21 protein-coding genes are annotated in these 23528 nt (G+C 71.1%); 7 read left to right on the top strand and 14 right to left on the bottom strand.

All coding sequences use genetic code 11. The annotated features are described in order from the left end of the window. Positions 1–216 precede the first annotated feature (216 nt). The 5 genes from rpoD to CVO96_RS02090 all read left to right on the top strand — a co-directional run bounded on the left by rpoD (position 217) and on the right by CVO96_RS02090 (position 6161). On the top strand, positions 217–1893 hold the full coding sequence (gene rpoD, locus CVO96_RS02110; RefSeq protein ID WP_103309804.1) for an RNA polymerase sigma factor RpoD: 1677 nt from the start codon (positions 217–219) through the stop codon (positions 1891–1893). A gap of 343 nt (positions 1894–2236) precedes the next feature. Then, on the top strand, positions 2237–3655 hold the full coding sequence (locus tag CVO96_RS02105; protein ID WP_103309801.1) for a DUF4129 domain-containing protein: 1419 nt from the start codon (positions 2237–2239) through the stop codon (positions 3653–3655). Next, positions 3652–4680 carry an AAA family ATPase gene (locus CVO96_RS02100; RefSeq protein WP_103309799.1) on the top strand — a complete coding sequence of 343 codons (1029 nt, stop codon included), beginning with the start codon at positions 3652–3654 and terminating at the stop codon, positions 4678–4680. Before CVO96_RS02105 ends, CVO96_RS02100 begins: the two co-directional genes overlap by 4 nt. After that, complete coding sequence (locus tag CVO96_RS02095) at positions 4677–5810, top strand: DUF58 domain-containing protein (RefSeq protein WP_103309795.1); 1134 nt, start codon at positions 4677–4679, stop codon at positions 5808–5810. The genes CVO96_RS02100 and CVO96_RS02095 overlap by 4 nt, the downstream gene beginning before the upstream one ends. Before the next feature lie 93 nt (positions 5811–5903). Continuing rightward, positions 5904–6161, top strand: coding sequence for an M-like protein (locus tag CVO96_RS02090; protein ID WP_103309792.1), 258 nt, complete (start codon positions 5904–5906; stop codon positions 6159–6161). Between the two features lie 55 nt (positions 6162–6216). Here CVO96_RS02090 and CVO96_RS02085 read toward each other — a convergent pair whose 3' ends face one another. Then, positions 6217–7455 carry a lipid-A-disaccharide synthase-related protein gene (locus tag CVO96_RS02085; protein WP_243398125.1) on the bottom strand — a complete coding sequence of 413 codons (1239 nt, stop codon included), beginning with the start codon at positions 7453–7455 and terminating at the stop codon, positions 6217–6219. 110 nt (positions 7456–7565) lie between these two features. Between CVO96_RS02085 and CVO96_RS02080 the strand changes: the two genes are divergently transcribed. Next, complete coding sequence (locus tag CVO96_RS02080; protein WP_103309786.1) at positions 7566–7988, top strand: hypothetical protein; 423 nt, start codon at positions 7566–7568, stop codon at positions 7986–7988. 133 nt (positions 7989–8121) lie between these two features. Here the strand turns inward: CVO96_RS02080 and CVO96_RS02075 are convergent, their stop codons facing one another. The 11 genes from CVO96_RS02075 to recF form a co-directional block, all read right to left on the bottom strand. Then, positions 8122–8973, bottom strand: coding sequence for a carbohydrate ABC transporter permease (locus CVO96_RS02075; RefSeq protein WP_103313241.1), 852 nt, complete (start codon positions 8971–8973; stop codon positions 8122–8124). A 14-nt stretch (positions 8974–8987) separates the two neighbouring features. After that, the gene (locus CVO96_RS02070; RefSeq protein WP_103309783.1) at positions 8988–9920 is read right to left on the bottom strand and encodes a carbohydrate ABC transporter permease; all 933 of its coding nucleotides are present in this window, start codon (positions 9918–9920) and stop codon (positions 8988–8990) included. A gap of 211 nt (positions 9921–10131) precedes the next feature. Beyond that, a complete protein-coding gene (locus tag CVO96_RS02065) occupies positions 10132–11391 on the bottom strand; it encodes an ABC transporter substrate-binding protein (protein ID WP_103309782.1) in 1260 nt (419 codons plus the stop codon). A 488-nt stretch (positions 11392–11879) separates the two neighbouring features. After that, entirely contained in the window at positions 11880–13655 is a 1776-nt protein-coding gene (locus tag CVO96_RS02060; RefSeq protein ID WP_103309780.1) for an AlbA family DNA-binding domain-containing protein, read from the bottom strand. Between the two features lie 9 nt (positions 13656–13664). Next, complete coding sequence (locus tag CVO96_RS02055) at positions 13665–14138, bottom strand: DUF3293 domain-containing protein (RefSeq protein ID WP_243398124.1); 474 nt, start codon at positions 14136–14138, stop codon at positions 13665–13667. A gap of 13 nt (positions 14139–14151) precedes the next feature. Then, on the bottom strand, positions 14152–14529 hold the full coding sequence (locus CVO96_RS02050; protein WP_103309776.1) for a hypothetical protein: 378 nt from the start codon (positions 14527–14529) through the stop codon (positions 14152–14154). 74 nt (positions 14530–14603) lie between these two features. Next, positions 14604–15692, bottom strand: a complete 1089-nt coding sequence (gene truD, locus CVO96_RS02045) for a tRNA pseudouridine(13) synthase TruD (RefSeq protein ID WP_103309774.1) — start codon at positions 15690–15692, stop codon at positions 14604–14606. 227 nt (positions 15693–15919) lie between these two features. After that, entirely contained in the window at positions 15920–16738 is an 819-nt protein-coding gene (locus CVO96_RS02040) for a hypothetical protein (protein ID WP_243398123.1), read from the bottom strand. A gap of 35 nt (positions 16739–16773) precedes the next feature. Continuing rightward, positions 16774–17583: a MogA/MoaB family molybdenum cofactor biosynthesis protein gene (locus CVO96_RS02035; RefSeq protein WP_103309770.1), complete on the bottom strand. Its 810-nt coding sequence runs from the start codon at positions 17581–17583 to the stop codon at positions 16774–16776. A gap of 254 nt (positions 17584–17837) precedes the next feature. After that, a complete protein-coding gene (locus CVO96_RS02030; protein ID WP_103309768.1) occupies positions 17838–18650 on the bottom strand; it encodes a DciA family protein in 813 nt (270 codons plus the stop codon). 56 nt (positions 18651–18706) lie between these two features. Further along, positions 18707–19864: a DNA replication/repair protein RecF gene (gene recF, locus CVO96_RS02025; RefSeq protein ID WP_103309766.1), complete on the bottom strand. Its 1158-nt coding sequence runs from the start codon at positions 19862–19864 to the stop codon at positions 18707–18709. A 96-nt stretch (positions 19865–19960) separates the two neighbouring features. Here recF and CVO96_RS02020 point away from each other — a divergent pair, with 96 nt between their 5' ends. Further along, positions 19961–20752, top strand: coding sequence for an N-formylglutamate amidohydrolase (locus tag CVO96_RS02020; protein ID WP_103309764.1), 792 nt, complete (start codon positions 19961–19963; stop codon positions 20750–20752). Between the two features lie 142 nt (positions 20753–20894). Here CVO96_RS02020 and CVO96_RS02015 read toward each other — a convergent pair whose 3' ends face one another. Then, positions 20895–21884 carry a polyprenyl synthetase family protein gene (locus CVO96_RS02015; RefSeq protein ID WP_103309762.1) on the bottom strand — a complete coding sequence of 330 codons (990 nt, stop codon included), beginning with the start codon at positions 21882–21884 and terminating at the stop codon, positions 20895–20897. A gap of 56 nt (positions 21885–21940) precedes the next feature. Continuing rightward, on the bottom strand, positions 21941–23473 hold the full coding sequence (gene guaA, locus CVO96_RS02010) for a glutamine-hydrolyzing GMP synthase (protein ID WP_103309760.1): 1533 nt from the start codon (positions 23471–23473) through the stop codon (positions 21941–21943). Positions 23474–23528: the final 55 nt, after the last annotated feature.

The raw sequence follows: 23528 nt of genomic DNA, 5'->3' as shown, positions 1-23528 counted from the left end.
AAACTTCACGTCTCCAGGCGTCGGTTCGGACGTGAGCGCTGACCCCGCTTCAATGGGCGGCTCAGTGGGGCCGGTTTGCTAGACTGACGCGTTCCGGTGCCCGGCGCGCCCAAAAAGCCGGATTCACCGCCCGCCGACTCCCGTCTTATCTCTCCACCACACACCTTCAGACCAACCAACGTTTATACGCACAATCGCCCCATCGCAGGAGGCCGCATGGCAGATTCTACAAAAACCCGCAGCAAAGTCGGGGCGACCCCCAGGGTGAGTGCTTCGGCAGCCGCGCCGGCCAAGGCTGCTGACGCACCGAAAACCAAGGCCACGACGGAGCCCAAGGCCAAGCCCAGTGCCAAGCCTGAGGCCAAGACCAAGGACAGCGCGCCCAGGACGGGCGTCAAGGCCCGGCCCGCCAGAGCCGGTGCGGCGCAGGCGGCGCCCTCGGCCGCCCTGACGGAGGAGCAGCCCACGGCGGCCCCTGCGGTCAAGGCTCGCAAGGCCAGCAAGGCCGAGGCGGCCCAGACTGAAGCTGTCGACACGGTTTCTGTCGACCCTGTGGCGAGCCCCGCAACGCCGACCCCCGTAACCCCGACCCTGACGCCTGCCAAGGCGGCCAAAGGCGCGGCGAAGGCACCCAAAGCCCCGCCAGCGCCCAAGGGGGGTGTCGCGGAGAAGCCGTATTACGCGCACGCCAGCATTCAGGAACTGCTCAAGGGCGGCAAGGCCACGGGGGTGCTGGCCAGCGAGGACATCGCCACGGCCCTCGCCACCGCGCTGGAGGCGGGCGGCCTCGATCCGGAGAGCCCCGACGCCTTCGAGGACATGCAGCTGTATCTGGCGGCCCAGAACATCGAGGTGCAGGATCTCGACGAGGACGATGACGACGCCGACGACGCCGATACCGACGACGGCCCGGTCGCGGCCGCCGCTCCACAGGAAGACGACGAGGAGAAATACTTCGACGACATGCCGCGCGCGGTCAGCAACGACCCGGTGCGGCAGTACCTGCACGAGATCGGCCGGGTGCCCCTGCTGACCCTGGAAGAGGAGATCGCGCTGGCCCGCCGCATCGAGGAGGGCGAGGAAGCCCGCAAGGTGCTGGAAGAAGACCTCGACATGGACGACCGCGCCCGCCGCCGCCAGATGCGCCAGACCGAGGACGGCGCCGCCGCGCGCCAGGGCCTGATCGAGGCGAACCTACGGCTGGTCGTGTCCATCGCCAAGAAGTACACCGGGCGCGGCCTGGGCTTCCTCGACCTGATCCAGGAAGGCAACCAGGGCCTGATCCGCGCGGTCGAGAAGTTCGAATACCGCCGCCGCTACAAGTTCTCGACCTACGCGACGTGGTGGATCCGTCAGGCCATCAACCGCGCCATCGCCGACCAGGCGCGCACCATCCGCATTCCGGTGCACATGGTCGAGACCATCAACAAACTGACCCGCACAGCGCGGCAGCTGCAGCAGGAGCTGAGCCGAGAACCCACCTACGAGGAAATCGCCGAGGCGATGGGGCCGGGCTGGGACGCCGCCAAGGTCGAGGAAGTGCAGAAGGTCAGCCAGGAGCCAGTCTCCCTGGAAACCCCCATCGGCGACGAGAAGGACTCCTTCTACGGCGACTTCATCCCCGACGAGAACCTGGACTCCCCGGTAGACAACGCCGCCAAGACCCTGCTCAGCGAGGAGCTGGAGAAGGCGCTGAGCAAGCTCACCGAGCGCGAGGCGATGGTGCTGAAGTTCAGGAAGGGGCTGGTGGACGGCCGCGAACATACCCTGGAAGAGGTCGGACAGCGTTTCAACGTGACCCGCGAACGCATCCGCCAGATCGAGAACAAGGCGCTGCGCAAGCTCAAGTACCACGAGAGCCGCACCCGCAAGCTGCGCGACTTCCTGGACTGAACCCCGCTGGACTGGGCTGGTCTGACTGGACTGGGCTGGTCTGAATCGAACCGGGTCTCATTGCCGCCGCCCCACGCCTTTCTGGCTGGGGCGGTGCTTGCTACTGGCGGAGTACGGGTGATCGCCGCCGCACACCTCATCGCCGGATGGCCGGCAACCCGGCGGCGCCTCGCCCCGTATCCTGATCCATCGTGATCTTCCCCCGCTTCCTGTCTGGCTTCCTGTCCCTGTCGGCGGCCCCCTGAGCGCCCCCTCCCTCCCGGAGGCCGGGGCGATCCGGCCGGACACCCCGGCGCTGCGCCAGTACGGGCTGGCGCTGCTGCCCCTGGCCCTGGCCGGAGCTATGCCGCTCTGGCAGGTGGGGGCGCTGTGTGCGCTGTACGCGCTGGGCGTGCGCGCGGCCGAGTGGGCGGCGGGCCGGCTGCTGCTCAGCCTGCTGGTGGTATCGCTGGGCTTCTTCGTGGCGCTGCCCGGAACCCTGGAGGCGGGACCGGGGCCCCTGCTACGGGCCGCCCTGGCCCTGGTGCTGCAGATGCTCCTGGCGGTGGCCATGCACCTCGGGGCGCAGTCGACCGAGAACGGCGGGCGGGCCGGCCTGCTCGTGCCGCTGGGACTGGGCCTGCTCGCCCCTCAGCCCCTGCTGCTGCTGGCCCTGGCGGGCGGCGCGCTGGCCCGGCCGGGCGCCGACGACCGCCCCGTGGCCTGGCGGGTCGCCCCCGGGGGCGCGGCGTGGCGCTGGGGGCTGGCCGCGCTGGCGCTGACCCTGAGCGCCCTGCTGCTGCCCCGGCAGCCCTCGCTGTGGGCGGGGTGGTTCGGGCCGGCGGCCCCGAGTGCGCCGCGGCCTTCCGTTCCTGCCCCTCCACCGCCCCCGCTCCCGCCCCCGGCCGCCCCCACGCCGCCGGACAGCCCGCTGCTGGAGGCGGTGCGGGGCTCGCCGGAGATCCGCCTGCCCTTCCAGCTGGGGGGCCAGGTGGCGGCCCTGCCTCTGGAACTCTTCCTGCTGGTCGGGCTGGCCCTGGTGGCGGCCCTGGGGTATCTCCAGTGGCGGCTGTGGGCGCGAACCGGCCACCGGCCCACGCTGGTCGAGCGGCTGATGGTGCTGGGCCTGCTGCTTACTGGCCTGGCCTGGCTCGCGGCGTCGCTGCTGCTCTCCGGCAGCGGCGCGGGCGGTGGGCAGCAGGTCGCCACGTCAGCGCCTCCTCCGCCGGGCAATGCCCTCAGGGAACTGCTGAACAGGGTCACGTCCGAGCGGATCATCGACGTCGGCCCGCTCTTCACGGTGCTGCTGATCCTGAGCCTGCTGCTGCTGGTGGGGATGGTGATCCTGGCCCTGCGGCTGGGACAGGCTCTGCGGCCTGCAGCGGCGCCGGACGCGGAGGTGCCCGCCGGGCCGGAACGGGCCGCCGAGCCCCTCCACCGGGTGCGCCGCGCCTGGCAGCAGGCCGAGGCCGCGCTGCGCGCCACCGGGCAGGGCCGCGCCGAGTCCGAGACGCCGGCCGGGTACGCCGCGCGCCTGGGGCGCCAGTTCCCCGCTCTGGCCGGGCCTCTGCAGGTGCTCAGCGCCGCCTACGGGCCCGTGCGCTACGGCGGCCGGATCACCGACGACGAGGCGGACGTCGCCGAAGCCGCCCTGGCCGACCTCCGCTCGCAGGCGACCGATCTGCACAGTGCCGATCTGCACAGTGCCGAACTGCACAGTGCCGACCGGACGACCCCCGACCCTCCCGATCCCCCTTCACCCTCCCCAAAAGGACACCCATGACCCTTCTCCCTGCTTCCCCCTCCCAGCCGGCTTTCGCCCGGCGCGTTCTGGACAACGTGGCCCAGGTGCTCGTCGGCAAAGGGGACGTGACCCGGCTGGCGCTGGCCGGCGTGCTCGCCGGAGGTCACCTGCTGCTCGAAGACGTGCCGGGCACCGGCAAGACCATGCTGGCCCGCGCCCTGGCCCGCAGCCTGGGCCTGGACTTCGCCCGCGTCCAGTTCACCCCGGATCTGCTGCCCAGCGACGTGACCGGCGTCAGCGTGTACCGCCCGGCCAGCGGGGTCTTCGAGTTCGTGCCCGGCCCGGTCTTTACCGGGGTGCTGCTGGCCGACGAGATCAACCGCGCCACGCCGCGCACCCAGTCGGCGCTGCTGGAGGCCATGGGCGAGGGGCAGGTCACCGAGTCCGGCGTGACCCGGCCGCTGCCGGCCCCCTTCGTGGTGATCGCCACCCAGAACCCCGTGGAGCACGAGGGCACCTACCGCCTGCCCGAGGCCCAGCTCGACCGCTTCCTGCTGCGGCTCTCGGTGGGCTACCCGGCGCTGGAGGACGAGGTGGAGATGCTCGGGCGACTGCGCGCGGAGCACCCGATCCAGGCGCTGCAGGCGGTGGCGGCGCCCGCCGACCTGCTCGCCGCCCAGGCGGGGGTGCGGCAGGTGCACGTCTCGGCCGATCTGCAGCGCTACCTAGCGTCCCTGTGCGCCCGCACCCGCCGCCACCCGCAGGTCACGCTGGGGGCCGGGCCACGGGCCAGCCTGGCGCTGCAGAGCATGTCTCAGGCGCTGGCCTGGCTGGACGGCCGCCGCTTCGTGACCCCGGACGACGTGCAGACCGCCGCGCCCGGCGTGCTCGGCCACCGCCTGAGCCTGAGCCTGGAAGCCCGCCTGCAGGGCACGCCGCCCGACAGCGTGGTGCGCGAGGTGCTGAGGGCCGAGGCCGTGCCCGTGGAGGCCCCCGCACCGGAGCGGACGGCCCAGACCGGGGTGGCCCAGGCCGATCCCAGTCCGGCGCCGTCCCGGCCGTGACCCCCCTGCTGGTCTGGCTGGGGGTCGTCCTGGCACTGGTCGGGGCGCTGTGGTGGGCCTACCGCGTGCCCCCGGCCGTGACCCTGGAACGGGCGCTGCCTCCCAGCGGCTTCCAGGGCACCCGCGCGCTGCTCACGGTGCAGGTGGCGGTGCACTCGCGGCTGCCGCTGCGGTTCGTGCTGGAAGACCCCGCCCCGCGCTCGGTGGTGCCGGATACGCCGGTCACGCTGGCGGGGGTGGGGGCCGGCCGGGTCACGGTCGAGTTCCTGACCCCGCTGAGCCTGAACCGCCGCGGCGTGCATGTCTGGCCCGGCGCCACCCTGCGCTGGGCCGACCCGCTGGGCCTGTTCTGGCGGCACTGCCCGGTGAGCGCCCCGCAGGAACTGGTGGTCTATCCCGGCACGCACGGGCTGGTGCTGCCCGATCTGTTGCGCCCCCTGCTGAGCGAGGGCGGCCTGACCCGCCGCCTGGGCCTGGACGACCCCCTGAGCCTGCGCGGGGTGCGCGAGTACGTGGCGGGCGATCCGCCCGGGCGCGTGCACTGGCGGCGCAGTGCCAGCAGCCTGGGCACCGGCGCTGGCCTGGGCACCCTGACCGTGCGGGATCCGGAGCGCACCGCCGCGAGCAGCGTCACGGTGTACCTCGACACGGCCGCCGGAAACGACGTCTATCTGGAGAGTGCCGTGCGCCTCGCGGCGAGTCTGGTGCAGGAGGGGCTGGCCCTGAACCTGCCGGTGTCGGTCGCCACGCGGAGCGGCGCTTCGCCGGCCGGGCAGCACGCCGAGGCGGTGCGCTCAGCCCTGCGGCGGCTGGCCCAGGTGACGCTGGAGCCTGGAGAGCCGCTCATTCCCCCGACCCGCTCGGGCGGCAACCTCTTCATCCTGAGCGCGCAGCCCGGCCCGGCGCTGATCGCCCAGGCCATGCGGGCCCGGGCGCAGGCCAGCCGGGTGGCGATCATCGCGCTTCCCGAGGGCTTCTACCTGGAGCCCGGTGAGAAGCCGCGCCGCCAGTGGGTGGGCGCCCCGGACTCCGTGCGGGCGCTGGAGCAGCAGGCCGGAGCGCTGCTGGGGGCCGGAATTCTGGTCTTCGTACTGCGCGGCAATCAGAGTGTCCTGAAGCTGGGGAGCTGAGCGCTCTGCCGGGGCCGGTCGGGGTGGGCAGGGTCAAGCGACGTGAAGGAAGCCCTCAGATTCAGGCCGGGCCGCCCCTGCTACCGTGGCCCCATGACGCACACTCCCGACCAGTCCCAGACCGATCAGGCCCAGCTGCCCAAGACCGAGGAAGAGGTCAGCAACGTCGACCTGCAGTTCATGGGACGCACCGACCCGGCGCAGCAGCTCGACGCGGAGGTTCAGGCGCAGAGCAAGGCCCCCGGTGAGTTCGAGCAGCGCGGCATGGACGCCCAGGACGTGGCCTCGGCCGGCAGCATGATCGCCAGCGACCCGGCCAGCACCTCCATGCCTCCCGAGGACGAGCAGTAGGCCCCGACCCCGATCCCCGCAGGCCCCCCGCTCCGGCGCCGGGGGCCTGCACGCTTCAGGGGCGCCGGGCCAGCCGCACGATCTCCCGCGCGATGACGGGCAGCGCGCCGGCCGGGCCGATCCGGCCAAGCCCCGCGTGGGCGGCGCGGGCCCTGAGGCGGCCGCTGTGCAGGAAGGCGCGGGCGCCGGCCGCCACCGCCTCCGGATCGGCCTCCACCACGCTCAGCGCCGCGCCCAGCAGGCGACCCTGCCGGCGCGCGAAGCCGGCGGTGTACTGCGGCCCGTCCGTCGGGAAGGCGACCACTGGCACCCCCAGCCCCGCCAGCTGCTCGTTGGCGGTGCCCGAGGTGCCCACGGCGATGTCTGCCCGGCGCGCTATGGCCCCGAAGGCCCCGCGCAGCAGCGTGACCCGCGTGCCCTCCCCGCAGGCCACGGCGCTGTTCCCGCCCTGATGGTCGCCGCCCTGGAGGTCGAGCGTCCAGCCCGGCGGGAGGGTCACGTCCGCGAAGGCGTGCGGCCAGGCCACCAGCGCGTGCATCTCCGGCAGCTGCGCCGCCGCGCGCAGCATCAGGGGCAGGCTCTGGCGGTGATCGTCCCGGGAACCCGGCAGCAGGGCCAGCAGGGGAGGCCCCTCCGGCACGTCCAGCTCCCGCTCGGGCGCCGGCAGCACGTCCATGGCGAAGCTGCCGGCGAAGCGGGCGGGCACGCCGCGCTGGGCGTAGAACCGGGCGGTGGCGGCGTCCCGGACGAACACGGCGTCGGCGTGGCGGGCCAGGGCCAGCTCGTAGCCCAGCGGCCGGTTCGCTCCCATGGCATTGAGTTCGCGCAGGGTGCCGGCCACGCCCAGACCGTCCAGATAGTGGGCGCTCAGCAGCGGCTGGACATGGATCAGGGCCGCCCCGCCGCGCCGCGCCGTGAGGGTACCGACCATCAGCGCGTAGGCGTCGCCCACCACCACCACCGCGCCGGCTCCCCGGGCGCCCCGCACCGCATCTGCCCACTGGCCCAGCGACTCCCGGATCAGTCCGGCGCGCAGATCGGCCCGCAGGTTGTCCAGGCTGCCGAAGGGGAAGCCCCCGCTGGGCAGCCGCAGCACCCGACCGACCCGCCGGGCGCCGCTCACGCCCGCGTAGGCGCGGCCCTCCCCGACCAGCGGCACGTACCGGGCCTGCAGTCCATCCGGGCCCCCAGCCAGCAGGGCGGCCAGCCGCGCCCCGATCAGGTCTTCGGCCGTGCCGTTCGAAATGAACAGCGCGCCGGACGGGGAATCGGGGGCAGACTGCGGAGCGCTCACCGGGGCAGCATAGCGGTCAGGCCGTCGCCGCTCCATCTCGAGCGCCCCCCGACCCGGCGGGCGCCGTTCCGTGGTAGGAATGGAGGCCGGACCCGGGCGTCCGGCCCCCTATGAGCGAATTCGACGAACTCCAGGCCATCATCCAGCGGCACGCCGAGCGGCGTCAGGCCGAGGAACGCGCCTGCGAGGCCTTCTTGCAGGCGCTCTACCACGCCCTGCGGACAGCCAGCGGGCCGGGGCTGCCGCTGAACAACGTCACGCTGGACTTCATCGACGATCCCACCAACCGGCTGCGGCCCACGCCCAGCGGCGGCTTCCACGCGGCCTGGCTGCGGCTCGGGCTGTGCGAGGTGCTGGTGCGCGTGCGCCGCCTGGACGGCGCCTTTCAGGGCGAATACGGCGAGGGCGGCGTGTTCCGCCTGGAAACCACCTCGGAAGATGACCTGATCCGGCTGGCCCGCCAGATCCTGCGGAGCGTGGCCGCCACCTACGCTGGCGAGGGCACTCCGTCGGCGGCCAGCCGGCTGAACTGATAGCGGTACCCAGAGTGGTTGATGGTTTTGACCGTCAACCACTCTGGGTCGAACGGAGTGAGTCACCGACACCCACAGGGGCCGCCTCCCAGCGCTGGAAGGCGGCCCCACTCGATGGGCTGTGGGCCGGAGTTCAGCCCTTGACGGCCCCGGCGGTCAGACCGGACACGATGTTGCGCTGGAACACCAGCACGAGGATGATCAGCGGCACGGTGACCACGATGCTCGCGGCCATGATCGGCCCCCACGGCTGGTCGTACTGCGAGGCGCCCGAGTAGTTGGCGATCACCACGGGCACGGTGCGGTTGGAACTCATGAAGGTCAGGGCGAACAGGTATTCGTTCCAGCAGTTGATGAAGGCCAGCAGGCCGGTCGTGACCAGCGCAGGCATCATCACCGGAAAGAGCACCTGGAAGAGCGTCTGCAGGGGGCTGGCGCCGTCGACCAGCGCGGCCTCTTCCAGCTCGCCGGGAATGTCCCTGACGAAGGAAGTGAGCACCCAGACGGTGAAAGGGACGGTGAAGATCAGGTACGAGAAGATCAGGGCGAGCGGGTTGTTGAAGACCCCGGCGCCGCGGATCAGGGTGAACAGCCCGCCCAGCACGGCGATCTGCGGGAACACGCTGACCGCCAGGATGACGTACAGGATCACCTGCTTGCCGGCGAAGCGGAAGCGGCCCAGCGCGTAGGCGGCGAAGCTTCCGAACAGGAGGCTGATCACCACGGCGCCGACCGCCGCGATCACGGAATACAGCAGCCCGCGCTGGAACGCCGGGTTTCCGAAAACCTGCACATAGTTCTCGACGGTCTTCTCGGAGACCAGGAACTGGGCCGGAGGCAGGAACAGGTTGGCCCCCTTGCTGAAGCTCGTGATGACGGCCCAGACGAAGGGAAACAGCAGATAGAAGGTGATGGCGATGACCAGCGCGTAGAACGCGGTGCGCTGAAGGTAATACAGGCCGGGGCTGGTGCGTTTCAGGTTCACTTGGTTCACCTCCCTCAGTCGAACTTCACGCGGAACGCGGTCACGTAGATCACGACGATCACCATGATGATCAGGAAGATCGCCACGGCCACCGCGCTGCCCACGCCCAGCAGCGAGTTGTCGATCAGGGTCAGGCGGGCGTAGCCGGTCATGGACGTGCTCGCCGCGTTTACCGGCCCCAGCATGACGTACATGATGTCGAAGACGCGCAGCGCGTCCAGCGAGCGGAAGACCAGCGCCACCAGCAGCGCAGGCCGCAGCAGGGGCAGGGTCATGCGCCAGAACTGTGTCCACTTGCTCGCGCCGTCCATGTCGGCGGCTTCGTACATGTCGCTGGGCAGACTCTGCAGGCCCGCCAGGATCAGCAGGGCCATGAACGAGGTGGTCTTCCAGACGTCCACGGCGATCAGCGCCCAGATGGCCTTGTCGGGGTCGGCCAGGAGGGCCTGGCCTCCCAGCAGCCCCTGGCCGATCAGGCCGAAGGAGTCGTTGTACATGTAGGCCCACATCTGCGCCGATACGACCGTGGGGATGGCCCAGGGCACCAGCATGGCGGTTCGCAGGAAAGCGCGGCCCTTGAAGGTGCCGTTCACCACCAGCGCGATGATCATGCCGAAGACGGTCTCCAGGAAGACCGAAACCACCGTGAACAGCATGGTGTTCTTGACCGCCTGCCACCACTTGGGATCCTGCAGGAAGCCGATGCCGACCCCGTCCTCGGTGGTGAACCAGAAGTTCTGGAAGCCCACGTAGCGGGCCTGCTCTGGCGAGGTCAGGTTGGCCTCCTGCACCGAGAAGAAGATTGTGCGCCAGAGCGGATAGCCGGCGACCAGCGCGATGGCGATCAAGGTGGGCAGCAGCAGCCAGAGGGCCTGCCGGGCGCGGGCGGCCTCGATTCCCCGCGTCTTGACCACTTTCCGTGGTTCGGTGGGGGCTTGCGTGGTCATGGTGGGGGCCTCCTGTGCGAAGGAACAGATAAGCGGGAGGGGCGCTGGGACGCAGAGCCGGCAGGTGGTGTGCCGCACGATACCACCCGCTTCAGGTCTGTGTTCAGGACGGTCGTGGACACCGCAGGATCACGGAAGAAGGGGACGATCCACTGTGGACGTCCCCTTCACTGCATCGTCTAGGCACCCGCCCGGAGACGGGTCAGCGGGCTTACCAGCCAGCGCCCTTGATGCGCGCCAGGTTGGTGGCGAGCTGGGCCACAGCGGCCTGCCCCTTGCTCTTGCCGGACAGCACGTCGCTGACGGCGGAGCTGAAGGCCTGCGAGACCTGGTTGTACTTGCTCTTGGTGGGGCCGGAGGGCCGCGCGACGGCGCTGGTGAAGACCGAGAACAGGCTGCCGAAGAAGGGGTTGGCCTTCAGCACGTCGGCGTCCTTATACAGCGTGGTGATGGTGGGGTTGTAGGAGCCCTCGATAGCGCGGATCTTCTGCTCGGCAGGGCCGGCCAGGTAGCGCACGAGTTCGATCGCGGCGGCCTGGTTCTTGGAGTACGAGCTGACGCCGAGCTGCCAGCCACCGAGGGTCGCGGCGTTGCGGGCGCCGCCCGAGGGCAGCGGGGCCACGCCGATCTTGCCCTTGACCTTGGAGTCCGCGCTCTGGCCCAGCGACCAGGCGTAGGGCCAGTTGCGCATGAAGGCGGCGTTGCCCGACTGGAAGATGCCGCGCGCCTCTTCCTCGCCGTACGTGGTGACGCCGGCCGGGCTGATGGTCTTGACCCAGCTCGCGGCGGTGTCCAGCGCCTTGGCGGCATTGGGGTTGTTGATGGTGATCTTTCCGGTCGAATCGACGATAGTGCCGCCGCCGAAGGAGACCAGCCACTCCATGGCGTCGCAGGTCAGGCCTTCGTAGTTCTTGCCCTGCCACACGAAGCCGGCGAAGGTCTTGTTGGCCTTCTGCTCGCCGTCCTGAATCTTCTTGGCCATGGTCGCCAGTTCGGCCCAGGTCTTGGGGGCAGCCGCGTAGCCGTACTTCTTCAGCAGATCCGTGCGGTAGTACAGCAGACCGGCGTCCGTGAACCAGGGCATGGCGACCAGTTTGCCGTCCACCGTGTTGGCGTCGATGATGCCCTTGAAGTGGGTGTTGACCTCGGCGGCAGGCACCTTGCCCTTCAGGTCGATGAAGTGCTGGGCCAGCAGGCCGGGCCAGACCACGTCGAGCTGGTAGACGTCGATGTCGCTGCTCTTGGCGGCCAGCTGCTGCTGGTACAGCGCCAGGCGGTCGTTGGTGAGGTTGGGGCTCTCGAAGACCTTGACTTCATTGCCGGTCTTGGCAGCCCAGCGGGCGGCTCCGGCCTTGCACAGTTCCAGTTCCTGGCCGACGGCGCCACAGGCGATGGTCAGCGTGACGGCGCCAGCGTGGCTGCCCGAAGCGATGGCGGCGGTGAGCGTAAAGAGCGCAATGGCTTTCTTCATGAATCCTCCTGGTGGGCGTCAGGATCAGCCCTGACCCGCTCCGTTTTCGGAAGCGGTTCCACTTTTATGCGAGTTTGGTAGGGGAAGGCTACACTGCGCCTGCAGGCCTGTCAATCGGACAGAACACGAAAGGCAGACAGAGAGGTCACTTCCGTGCGGGTTTCCTGAGAGGCCGCTCAAGATGAGATGCGCCGCCTCACGAGTCGCTCGTTCCTGCCGTACTGCCCGTCAACAGCGGTCTTCCGGCGCACTTGCGGGAGGGAGGCATCCCCATGGACTCCGCACACACCAAGGTCTGTGGCCGTGACTCAATCCCTTCGCCCCTCTGGCAACCGCAGTCACGCCGACTTTGCATCAAGGTGCCCCATCAAGCGTACGCCCGTGATGGCATCACGCTCTGGAGCCGGTCTTCGTTCTCTGCCTCGCAGCTCTGCGAGTCCTTCCGGTCGGATATTCAGCGCCTGGGGTGCGCTCTCGCTCGGGATCGATCAGACCCGTTCGTAGGCGGCGTCGCGGGTGCCGGTGCCCAGCTTCCGCAGCAGGCCGTCCTGCACCAGCCGGCGCAGGGTGCGCCACGCCTGCTGGGTGCTCAGGCCGCAGGCGGCACGCAGATCCACGTTCCGTACCCGCCCCTGCTCGCGGGCCAGGGCCAGGGCGATGGCGCGGATCTCCCCACGCGAGGGGCCGGCGGCGCTGGCCGCCCCTGGTCTGGCCGTCTTCGCCGGCCGGGCAGCGGGTGGGGCTGGGCGGGTGGGCCGCGCCACCGGGGTCGGCTGCCCGGATCGATCCGGATCGGGCGATGGAGCGGGGGAGACCAGGGCGGCGCCCCCCGCTCCCGCCTCCCGGCGCCCCAGGGCCAGCCAGACCTCGGCGCTCAGCGTGTAGGAGATGCCGCGCCCCACGCCGGCGCGCCCGATCAGGCCGTGTTCTTCCATGCTCCGCAGCAGTCTGGGGGTGCGGTCTTCCGGGAGCTGCAGGGCGCGGGCCAGGGTGCCCCGGGTGGCCTCGCCCTCGCGCAGCAGCAGGCTCAGCACGATCAGCATGTCCAGCGAGAGGGTCTGCATCTCTTCCTGCTTGCGGGCCACGAAGCGCACGAAGTCGGCGTCGAAGCCCGGCGAATGCAGGCTCAGGGTCACGGCGTCCGGGTAGGTGATGTACTCCGGGGGCTCCTTGCCGTGGCGCAGCATCAGCGAGTACATCTTGTCCACCCCCACCCCGGCGCGCTCGACCAGCCCCAGGCGGGCCAGCACCTCGGCCAGCAGGGGGTTCCGGCGTTTGGGCTGGTGGCGCAGGATGTTGCCCGGCGTGATGCCCCCCGGCAGCCCGCCCGGGTTCAGGATCTCCAGCCGATCCGGATGGTGGTGGACATGCACGGCGTCGCGCAGAGTGTAGTCGCGGTGGGTCAGGGCGTTGAGCAGCGCCTCGCGGTATACGGCCTCGTCCTGATCCCAGACCTCGATACGGAACAGGCCCACCTGCACGGGAGTGAAGCGGTTGCGGGCCTGGATCAGTTCGGCCAGGCGGGTGAGCAGCGCCGGAATGGGCCGCAGCAGATCCTCACGGAACTGGAATTCCACGTCGCTGCCGGCGTGGTGGTAGTAACAGACCTCGGACTGCGGCACGTGGGCGCGCAGGGCGGCCGGCGTGCCCGCCAGCAGGATGGCGGCCAGCGTGGGCCGCAGCGCCCCGTGGCTGGGGATCAGCAGCCCCAGCTCGCGCAGGAAGTCCAGATCGGGCAGTCGGGCGGCCTCGATCCGGCGCCCCAGGCCACGCAGGCGGGCCACCTCGGCCGGGTCGAGGTCGGCCAGCGAGGCGTCGGGCGGCACGGTGGCCGTGAAGTCCTGATCGGCCACCGGCTCGGCCTCCGAGGGCGTGACCGGCACCAGATGCGCGCCGTCCCAGGCGATCACGGAGCCGTCGGGCGCGGCCAGCACGTAGGGCGCCTGCGGCACGAACACGGCCAGCACCCGCGCGCCCCCGGGCAGGCGGTGGTGCTGCACGTTCACAGTCAGGCGCCCGCCGGAGAGTTCGAAGATCGCGTGCGTGACCATCAGCGGGTGCAGTTCCCCGGCGTCGCGCTCGGCAGGAGCGCCCCCCACCAGATCCACGCCGACCAGCACGGTGCCGCCCCGCGCGTTGGCCAGACCCACGGCGTAGCGGGCGAGTTCCTGGGGGGAGACGTTCAGCGGCAGATGCACGCAGCTGGGCCCGGCGGGCGGCAGCACCCCCAGGGTCGAGATGGCGTCCAGGCCGGAGGTCGTCACAACCAGTGACTATACAGGCCGCGCTTCTCCCGAACCGCCAACCGGCGCGGCCCAGTACCTCTCGATCCGTGTCCTCCCGCGGTTCAGCCAGACCAGTGCCACCCGCCGGCCCACCCCGTACAGGATCGCCGCCTGATCGAACTCGCGGCCCAGCCGCAGCGCCTCGGTCAGTGGCGCGTCCAGCAGGATCAGGGCCGGCTCGGCCCAGGCCCCCTCTCCATTGAGGCCGTCCAGGGCGGCGCCCTTCCAGCGCTGACTCAGCGTGCGCTGGGCCGTCTCGTTGTGCTCCCCCGAGGCCCGCCGCCCGCCGGGGTTCCAGGCGGTCACGACCGCCCAGCGCCGGCCGACCGGGGCCCAGGACATCCCCTGCGAGGCGGGGCCGCTGCCGGGCCCGCCTGCGGGGAACGCGGCCAGCCGGAAGCGCTCGCCGGGCCGGCCGTATCCGGCAGCCAGAAAGCCCCGCCTCTGGTCGGAGTGACCCACGGCCAGTATCTTCTCAGCGGCTCACGGGCGCCGTCACATTCAGGATCAGGCCGCCGCGCAGGCGCAAAACCAGACTCACCTTCTGCCCGGCGCTCAGTTTGCCGCCCAGCACCACGCGGTAGCCGGAGTCGCTGCTGAGCATCAGGCTGCCCTGCACGGGGATGCTGCTCACCACCTGACAACGGGGCGCACAGCGCAGCAGCCTCGCGCGGCCGACGCTGCTCCAGGCGCCGGTCACCTCATCTTCCTTGGGCACGCTCACGCGGCCCTGCACGATGGCGCCGCTGTGGCTCAGCTTCACGTTCAGGCTGGCCGACATGCCCTGCGGATTCTGCGCCAGGGCCCACGAGCCCAGGCCAGACAGACCCAGGCCGATCAGCACGGACACCATCCGGTCAGTGCGCCGTCGGTGAGCGGGCCGTCGGTGGGCCGGCATGGGGTGACCTGGCATTCGGTGAGCTGACTTCACTCTTCTCCTCCGGTTCCGGTCTCGTCCGGTTCCTCACTCAGCGCGGCGGCGTCCACATCTGTTTTCATGATCTCGCGCAGGACGCTGGTGGCGAAACTTCCGCGCGGCAGGGTGAAGGCCACGCTGAAGCCGTCCTCCTCGTCGGTCACGCCGGCTTCCTCCAGAAAGACCCGGGTCAGGCGGCGGTCGCCCTTGCGTGAGGAGAACACCTCCGGGCTGAGGCCGAACTGCGCCAGCGCCTCGCGCTCCAGCTCGCCGGCCTCGCGCTGCAGGGGCCGAACCTTGCGCCCGAAGAGCGTGCCGGTCGCGCTGACCTCGCCCCGGGCGGCGCGGGGGGACTCCTGGGCCGCGTCCTCGACCAGAAAGACTCCGCCCGTGTCGTGCTTCTTGGCCATGTCGCCGCCCAGCAGCGAGTCGAACACGCCGCGCTCCAGCCGCAGGCTCAGGAAGGAATTGAAGATCATGCTCTGCACGCTGGTGGTCAGGAAGCGCCGCACGCGCGGGTCACGCAGCCTGGATTCGCCGCGCAGCACGCGCAGCCCCTCCTCGGCATTGAGGCCCCCCAGGCCGAAGCGCTGGGGCCCGAAGTAGTTCGGCACCCCCTGGCGGCCCAGGCTGTCCAGCACCTCGCGGGCCAGGTTCCCCTGACCGGAGGCGCCGCGCACCCGCACCACGAAGCGGTTGGCGCGCAGATGCCCCATGCCCAGCTTGTTGGTATGCCGGGTGGTCTGCAGCACGCTCACGCCGTCGAGCGCGAACTGGCCCAGCCGGTCTTCGACTTTGGCCGGCAGGCTGAGCCACTGGGTCGTCACCGCGTGGCGATCCTTGAGCCCGGCTACGCCGATGTCGCGCTCGCGCAGGCCCAGCTGCGCGGTCAGTTCGCGCAGCACATGCGAGGTGGTGTGCCCGGTCTTCTCCAGCTCCACGAACAGAAATTCCCCCTGGCCGCTGAGCGCATACGCCGGCACTTCCTGTACGCGGAAATCGGCGGCATGACGGCGCAGCTCTCCCGCCGTTCCCGTCCCGGCGGTGAGGGGACGCAGGGCCGACCAGTCGAACACCAGACTCACGATGCCGACCACCATACGCCACGGGCCCCGCCCCGGCGTGAGAAGGGCTCCTGCGGGGCACTCCGGCGTCGGGGGGGGTACCGCCCGTCTCCATCCCCGGGTGCGCCCGATGGTGGGGCGTGGGGCCGGGTTCCAGGCACAGCACAGACCAGCGACACTCCACCCGACGAGGTTCACCCAAAACCATCAATCCAACTCGGTCTATCCAGCACAGTCCATCCGATACGCCGTTCAGCCCCCGCTCAGTTCAGCACCCGCTGGGCTGCCTGGGCGGCGGGTGTCCAGTCGGCGCGGAAGAGCCGCGCCTGGGGGTTTCCCGCGTCCTGCCCCTCACGCGGCCGGGCGCCGCGCCGACCCTCCACGGGGCCGTACCAGACGCGCACGCCGCTGTCGAAGGGCGTGACCGGCAGCAGCGCGACCTGCCCGGCGGCCAGTTCGGCCAGCACGCGGCCCTGCTCGTCGCGCACGCGGTACCAGGCATTCATCCCGGCGGGCGACCAGCCGGCCAGCCGCAGCGGCGTACGCGAGACATTCCGCAGGTGGGCGCCCCGTTCCGAGAGGGTCACGTTCAGTTCGGGCCAGTCCGGGGTAAGCGTGCGGTTCCAGCGGGCCTGGAAACCCAGCGCGGGTCGGGTGGCTACCTTCGGGAAGCGCAGGGCGGCCACCAGTCCAGCGGCGCTGGCCACGCTCAGGCCCAGCAGCAGGGTCAGCAGGATGGGCTGCGGCCCCGCGCCGACCGCTTCGGGGCCCAGCGCCCCCCGGCGCAGCACCCCGAACACCGCCACCAGACTCAGCACCGCGCCCACGGCGGGCCAGGCGGGGTCAGGCCGTGATCGGGGCCGGCGGTAGGCCAGCGGCCAGAACTCGGCGAGCAGCAGCAGGGCCGCCCCGACCCCGAACAGCGCCGGCACGTCCAGAATCGCGGCCAGGGGCAGGCAGACCACACCCGGCACCGCCCACCATGCCGAGCCCGGCACGAAGCCCAGCCGGGCCTCGCGGGCCACCCGCCACAGCCACTGAGCGGCGATCAGGGCCACGCACAGCGCCAGGGCGCCGCTCACGGGATCGAGCGGTGGCCAGGGGAGCAGCAGCGGATTCAGGGCCGACCATCACCTTTCTTGTGACGCCCCAGACCCGCCGCCACCCCGCCGCCGGTGCCCGGCTGGGGGAAGCCGCCGGGCAGGGGCGCCAGGGGGGGGCGCTCCAGCGAGACATAAGCCGGCGCCGGGGCCGCAGGCAGCGGCTCCACGCCGGTCTGGGTCACGCCCGGCTGACCGTGCCGCTCGAGCTCGAACACGAGGTGGCTCAGTTCATCCCGCAGGATGCCCTCCCAGGCGGTTTTCACGGCGTTCAGGCTGCCGGGCATGGCGAAGACCGCCGCTCCCCGGCACAGCCCGCCCACCGCCCGCGAGAGCATGGCCGCGCCGCCGACCTGCTGGTAGCTGAGCATCCGGAACAGCTCGCCGAAGCCCGGAATCTGTTTGGTCAGCAGCGACTCCACCACCGGCACGGTCACGTCGCGCCCGGTGATGCCCGTGCCCCCCGAGGACAGGACGATCTGTGCTTCGCGGGCGTACTGCACCAGCGCGGCGCGGATCTCGACCGCGTCGTCCTTCACGACCCGGTAGCCCACGACCTCGTGACCGCCCGCCCGCAGCTGTTCCATCAGGTACTGGCCGCTGGTGTCGGTCTCGGCCGTACGGGTGTCGCTGATGGTCACCACGGCCACGCGGGCCGAACGCGGCGCGGCGTCCCGGTGCTGCTGGGCCGAGGCCTGGGCGGGGGTCTGCCCAGGCGTCTGCCCGCTGGTCTGCCCGGTCGCCGGGGCCGTTCCAGGGGCACTGGTCTGGTCTGCGGGCCCCCCGGTTCCAGACAGGTCAGCGGTCTTGAGGTGGGTGTCGGTCATACGACACGATACCGCCGCCGCTGCCGGCCAGACCACGCTGCACCCCCCTTTTCGGGTGCAGGCCTCTTCGGGTGCAGGGGCCCGCCGTGGGGTCGTCATCCGGACGGCCGCTCCATTGAGTTCCACCCGGAACAGAACCCGGTGTTCCACTCCGGCGAGGTTCTCCGAGTCCATCCCGCTTCAGTCCGTGCTTTTTTCCTCTTCCTCCGGTCGGCTGGATTCCGAAAACACAACGGAATTGATCGGCACCCGTATCAGCCGCGCCCGGCGTTCAGGACGTTGCGGGCGTTCTCGGGCAGGCTGACCCGGTCGCGGCGCATCAGGGCGGTGCGGGGGCGGCGCAGGCTGAGCGACAGATAGACGTCGGCCTGCTGCGCCAGGAACTCGCGGTAGCCGTCCTCCTGGCCGCTGCGGATGCATTCCAGGGCCAGCAGGTCGAGCTGGCCTTCGAGCAGACGCAGGGCCAGATGGCGCGCGGCGTTCGCGCCGCTGTCGCCCAGGGTCTCGGGCAGCCCCGGCAGGCGTTCGGGGTCGCGCAGCAGGGCCCGCGCCGCCCGCTTCACGTTGGGGTCGGCCAGCGTCAGGGCGCAGGCCCGGCAGGGCTGCTCCTTGCTGGGCTCCTCGCACACCGGGCAGGGGCGCCAGCCCTGTTCCTCGCGCCATCTGCGGGCCCGGGTGATGGCCTCGGCGGCGCGCAGGGCGGCCGGTTTCAGCTCGCCCTCGACCTGCTGCACCAGCCGCCGCGCCCGGGCCTTGTCGGGGGCCGGCAGCGCGGGCGGGGGCGGCGCGGCCACGACCTCGCGCACCGGGCCCACGCTGAAGCGCAGCTCGGTCACGGAATCGTCGCCCAGCAGGGAAGTCAGCGACTTCAGGAAATGGTGGCGCTGCATGGTCAGGTGGTGGGCCGTGGCGCTGTCGCGCACCTCGATGAACAGCACGCTGCCCTGCTGGGTGCGAGGGCGGGTCAGCCGCGCGATCTCCGGCCCGACCGCCTGGGGCCACGCCAGGATGGCCCGCGCCCGCCCGATGCCGCGCGCCAGCTTGGCCGTGCCCAGGGTGGCGTTCATCAGCTCGCCGATCCCCCTCGGGCCGCTCAGGCGCCGCCCCCTGCGTGGAGGATCGCTCACGCGCCGGCCTCCAGCACGTCCTGAATCTCCCAGGCGTCCCCGGCCGGGAGGTCGTCGTCGGCGTCGGCGTCCAGGTCGCCCCCTGGGGGGTCGCCATCCCGGCTGTCGCCGTCCGGGGTAAAGCGCCCGGCGTGGGCCCGCAGGGTCTGGGCCGCGCCCGGCGCCCGCTCGGTGCCGGTCACGATGGCCTGCGGCACGCTGGCGGCCAGGTCGAGCAGGAAGCTCCGCCGCCCCGGATCGAGTTCCGCCGAGAAATCGTCGATGAGGAGCAGCGGCTTCTCGCCGAAGCGCTCGGCCAGCAGCTCCAGTTCGGCGCGGCGCAGGGCCAACGCGATGGTGCGGCCCTCGCCCCGGCTGGCGTATTCGGTGGCCGGAAAGCCGCCCAGGGTCAGCAGCAGGTCGTCGCGGTGCGGGCCGGTGACCGTGGAGCCGCGCGCCAGTTCCTCGGCCTGGCGGGCCAGCAGGTCGCCCGCGAAGGTCTCCGGCGTGGTGGATTCCGTGAGTTCCAGGGTCAGCGCCTTGCGGCTGCCCAGCGCCGTGTTCGCCTCGGCGGCCAGTTCGTTCAGGCGGGTCAGGGCGCGGCGGCGCACCAGCATGATCTCCGGCCCCAGCTTGATGAGTGCCTCGTCCCAGACGTGCATGGCCCAGGCCTCGCCGCTCCGCAGCGCCGCGTTGCGCTGCGAGACCGTGCGCTCGTAGCGGGCGAGCTGCTGCGCGTAGCGGGCGCTGACGCGCGAGAGCAGCGAGTCCAGGTACGAGCGGCGGCCCGTGGGCGCCCCGAACACGAGTTCGGAGTCCTCGGGACGGATCCAGACCGCGCTGCCCCGGGGCAGGTCGCCGGCCCGCACGCGCACGCCGTCCACTTTCAGCTGCCGCCGCCCGCGCCCCAGCCCGACCTCCTGGACGCTCAGGCTGCCGCCCGAGTCCAGATCGGCGCGCACGTAGGCTTCCTTCTCGCCCTGCTGCACCAGCTGTTCCAGGCGGGTCACGTCGCTCAGGCCGGTGAGCGCCAGATACGCCGCTTCCAGCAGGTTGGTCTTGCCGGCTCCGTTCTCGCCGTGTACCGCCGTCACTCCTTCCGGAAAATGCAGCGTACAGGGCGCCAGATTCCGGTAATTTAGGGTAGACAGGGCCGACAGCAGCACAGGGAGCATTCTAGTGGGCGCGGCCGCCCCCGACTGTTTCTCCGTCCCTCATCCGGGCCTTCATGCGGTGGCCGGAGGGTGGGGCTGATCTCCTATGCTGCGCCCATGCCCCCGTCCCGCTACGCCCTGCTGATCGTCACCCCACATCCCTCCGGCCAGCTGCCCGCCGACGTGCTGCGCGATATGCTCGGCGACGGCGCCTTCCACACGCCCACCCGCGAGGCCTTCCTGCGCCGCCTCTTTCTGGACGGCGATCCCTATACCGACCTGCTGTACTCGCTGCCCGGCGCGCGGCATGTCCAGGCCCCCTGGAGCCGTTTCGCCGCCGACCTGAACCGCGACCGGGACGACCGTGTGGACAACGGCGTGCTCAAACTGATGGACTTCGCTCGCCAGCCGCTCTACCCGCCAGACTTCGTACTGGACGAGGCCGCCCGCGAGGCCCGCCTGCGCCGCCTCTGGGACTCGTTCGACGCCCTGGTGCAGTCCGAACTCCAGGGCGCCCGCCTGATGATCGTGGGCCACTCCATGGGCACCCACGGCCCGGCGCTGGGCCACGATACTGGCACGCCCCGCCCCGCCATCTGCCTGATGCCCGGCGAAGACGCCGAGCCCACCTTCCCCCGAGTCCACTGGGCCGCCCTGCGCGCCGAGTGTGAAGCGGCGTTCGCCGACATGATCGTGGGGAGCCCCTACCGCCGCGTGACCATCGGTGAGCCCTGGGCCACCGACACGCTCAGCCTGAATCACTCGCGCCGCTCGGGTGTACCCGCCTTCGGCATCGAGTTCAACGCCGGGCTGTACCTGAGAGATGGTCAGCCGATGGACGACGCGATCCGCGCCCTGAACGCCGGTTTCGGGCGCTTCGCACAGGCCGCCCTGGCGCTGCTGGGTTAGGGACGGGCACCGGGAGGGGAGAGCGGCGTCGGGACGTTTGCCAGGAACCTGACGGCTCTCCAGCGTGCCGCTAGATCCGGACAGCGTCCCTTCTATTCAAATCCGGCCATCCCGCGTCACGCCGACGGTCACGCGCTCCTGCTCAGGCGTCCCGCGTTGCCAGCTCCCGCACAGCCCCGAGCAGCTCCTGAGCCGCTCCCGCATCCGGCGCGTGCTGGAAGGCTTCCTCCAGCAGCTCCAGCCCCACGCGGGCCTGGGCGTGGGCGTAGTCCTGCGCGTAGTTCACGCTGCCGCTGTCCAGCAGCCAGCGGTGGATCTCGTCGATGACGCCGGGGTCTTTGTCGGGCCGGTTCCGCAGCATCTGCTCCAGAAACGCCTCCTTCTGGTCCACTTCTGCCCCGGCCAGCCAGTGCAGCACGATCAGGGTGCGCTTGCCTTCCAGCAGGTCGCCGCCGATCTCCTTGCCGTACTTGGCCGGGTCGCCCAACAGGTTCAGCACGTCGTCGCGGATCTGGAAGGCGGTGCCCAGCGCCAGGCCCGCGTCCCGGAAGGCCGGGTGGGGCGAGACCCCGGCGGCGATGGCCCCCAGCCGCAGCGGCGCGATCACCGTGTAGTACGAGGTCTTCAGCTCCACCATCTGCAGGTAGTCGGCCTCCTGCAGCGCCCACTCGCGGTGCTCCACCCACGAGAGGTCGAGGTGCTGGCCCTCGGCGGTGCGGTGGATCATGGTCAGGAACTCCTCCATGGCGCCCGGCACGCCCGAGCGATGCACCGCCTCCCACATGTACACGTGCAGGGCGTCGCCAGCATTGATCGCCAGCGGAGTGCCGTGCAGGCGGTGCAGGGCCGGCTGGCCGCGCCGCTCCTCGGAATCGTCCTCGATGTCGTCGTGGATCAGCACCCAGTTCTGGAACAGTTCCAGGGCGGCGGCGAGCCACAGCGCCCCCTCCCACGCCGGGGTGCCGGGCCGGGCGCCGTGGACGCGGGCACTGGCGAGCAGCAGCTCGCTGCGGATGCCCTTGCCGCCGCGCTGCGGATAGTCGCGCAGCATTTCCAGGTAGTGCTCCAGTTCAGGCCGCCCCCCCCGCTCCGGCAGCAGGGACAGGGCGCGGGACAACAGTTCAGGCCGCATCGCCGGGCAGTCTAGAGCAGGGAACCGGCGTGGGCCCCGGGTGTCCGGTCAGCCGCCTATTCCCACTCGATGGTCGCGGGCGGCTTGCCGGTGATGTCGTACACCACCCGGTTGATCTCGTGCACCTGGTTCACAATGCGGTTGCTCATGGTCGCCAGGAAGTCGTAGGGCAGCCGGGCCCACTCGGCGGTCATGAAGTCGTCGGTGGTCACGGCGCGCAGGGCGGCGGTGTAGGAATAGGTGCGCTCGTCGCCCATCACGCCCACCGACTGGATCGGCGTCAGGATCGCCAGCGCCTGCGAGCAGCCGTCGTACAGGCCGAATTCGCGCAGGCCGGAGATGAAGATGTCGTCCACCCGCCGCAGGATGTCCATCTTCTCTTCGCTGATGGCGCCCAGGCAGCGGATCGCCAGGCCGGGGCCGGGGAAGGGGTGGCGCATCCGGATGTGCTCGGGCAGGCCCAGCAGCCGGGCCAGGGCGCGCACCTCGTCCTTGAACAGCGTGCGGAAGGGCTCGACCAGCTTGAAGTTCAGATCCGCCGGCAGGCCGCCCACGTTGTGGTGGCTCTTGATGTTCGCGGCCCCCGACTTCTCCGAGTGCAGGCCGCCAGAACTCTCGATCACGTCGGGGTAGAGCGTGCCCTGCGCCAGGAAGTCGAAGGAGCCCAGGGTGCGCGCCTCGCGCTCGAAGGCCCGGATGAACTCGCGGCCGATGATCTTGCGCTTCTCCTCGGGGTCGGACACACCCGAGAGCGCGTCCATGAATTCGGTGCGGGCGTCCACCGTGATCAGGTTCACGCCCAGCGGCTTCAGGGCGGCCTCGACCTGTTCGCGCTCGCCCAGTCTCAGCAGGCCGTGGTCGATGAACACGGCCGTGAGGTTCTCGCCCACCGCGCGGGCCAGCAGCAGGCCCAGCGTGGAGGAGTCCACCCCGCCGGAGATCGCCAGCAGCACCTTGCCGCTCCCGACCTGCTGCTGCACGTCCGACACCAGTTCGTCGATGATGTGCTCGGCCGTCCAGTCGCGCTCGACGCCGCAGATCGTCAGGAAGTTCGCCAGCAGTTGCCCACCCTTGGGCGTGTGCACGACCTCCGGGTGGAACTGCACGCCGTAGCGCCGGGTCTGCGTGTTCTCGATGGCCGTGACCGGCGTGTCCTCCGTCTCGGCCACCACCTCGTAGCCCTTCGGCAGCGTGACCACCGAGTCGCTGTGGCTCATCCAGGCCACGAACTCGCCCTGGATCCCGGCGAAGAGGTCGCCGCTGTAGCGCGTCAGGTCGGCCTTGCCGTACTCGCGCTTGCCGGCCCGCCGAACCTCGCCGCCCGCCTGCTGCGCCAGGAACTGCATCCCGTAACACACCCCCAGGATGGGGATGTCCAGCTCCAGCACGCCCGGCGCGGGTCTGGGCGCGTGCTCGTCGTAGACCGAACTCGGGCCCCCCGAGAGCACGATGCCCTGCGGCCTTTCCCGCATGATCCGTTCCAGGGGGGCGGTGCCCGGAAGGATCACGCTGTAGGCGCCCAGTTCCCGGAACCGCCGGGTGATCAGGCGGGTGTACTGACTGCCGAAATCGAGAATGACAACGCTCATCAAGGAGAGATTGTGTCACGCCGGGCGCGGGCGCACGGACGGGCGGGGCAGACGG

The organism is Deinococcus koreensis, assembly GCF_002901445.1.
Classification (GTDB): domain Bacteria; phylum Deinococcota; class Deinococci; order Deinococcales; family Deinococcaceae; genus Deinococcus; species Deinococcus koreensis.
This window is presented reverse-complemented; position numbering and strand designations above follow the sequence as displayed.

Bases quoted from the DNA above. Each gene is read 5' to 3' on its own strand.
- CVO96_RS02105 (WP_103309801.1), top strand. From the start codon at position 2,237: ATGCCGCTCTGGCAGGTGGGGGCGCTGTGTGCGCTGTACGCGCTGGGC.
- CVO96_RS02080 (WP_103309786.1), top strand. From the start codon at position 7,566: ATGAGCGAATTCGACGAACTCCAGGCCATCATCCAGCGGCACGCCGAG.
- CVO96_RS02015 (WP_103309762.1), bottom strand. From the start codon at position 21,884: ATGCGGCCTGAACTGTTGTCCCGCGCCCTGTCCCTGCTGCCGGAGCGG.
- truD (WP_103309774.1), bottom strand. From the start codon at position 15,692: ATGGTGGTCGGCATCGTGAGTCTGGTGTTCGACTGGTCGGCCCTGCGT.
- CVO96_RS02035 (WP_103309770.1), bottom strand. From the start codon at position 17,583: ATGACCGACACCCACCTCAAGACCGCTGACCTGTCTGGAACCGGGGGG.
- rpoD (WP_103309804.1), top strand. From the start codon at position 217: ATGGCAGATTCTACAAAAACCCGCAGCAAAGTCGGGGCGACCCCCAGG.
- CVO96_RS02020 (WP_103309764.1), top strand. From the start codon at position 19,961: ATGCCCCCGTCCCGCTACGCCCTGCTGATCGTCACCCCACATCCCTCC.
- recF (WP_103309766.1), bottom strand. From the start codon at position 19,864: ATGCTCCCTGTGCTGCTGTCGGCCCTGTCTACCCTAAATTACCGGAAT.
- CVO96_RS02070 (WP_103309783.1), bottom strand. From the start codon at position 9,920: ATGACCACGCAAGCCCCCACCGAACCACGGAAAGTGGTCAAGACGCGG.
- CVO96_RS02065 (WP_103309782.1), bottom strand. From the start codon at position 11,391: ATGAAGAAAGCCATTGCGCTCTTTACGCTCACCGCCGCCATCGCTTCG.
- guaA (WP_103309760.1), bottom strand. From the start codon at position 23,473: ATGAGCGTTGTCATTCTCGATTTCGGCAGTCAGTACACCCGCCTGATC.
- CVO96_RS02030 (WP_103309768.1), bottom strand. From the start codon at position 18,650: ATGAACGCCACCCTGGGCACGGCCAAGCTGGCGCGCGGCATCGGGCGG.
- CVO96_RS02050 (WP_103309776.1), bottom strand. From the start codon at position 14,529: ATGGTGTCCGTGCTGATCGGCCTGGGTCTGTCTGGCCTGGGCTCGTGG.
- CVO96_RS02090 (WP_103309792.1), top strand. From the start codon at position 5,904: ATGACGCACACTCCCGACCAGTCCCAGACCGATCAGGCCCAGCTGCCC.
- CVO96_RS02100 (WP_103309799.1), top strand. From the start codon at position 3,652: ATGACCCTTCTCCCTGCTTCCCCCTCCCAGCCGGCTTTCGCCCGGCGC.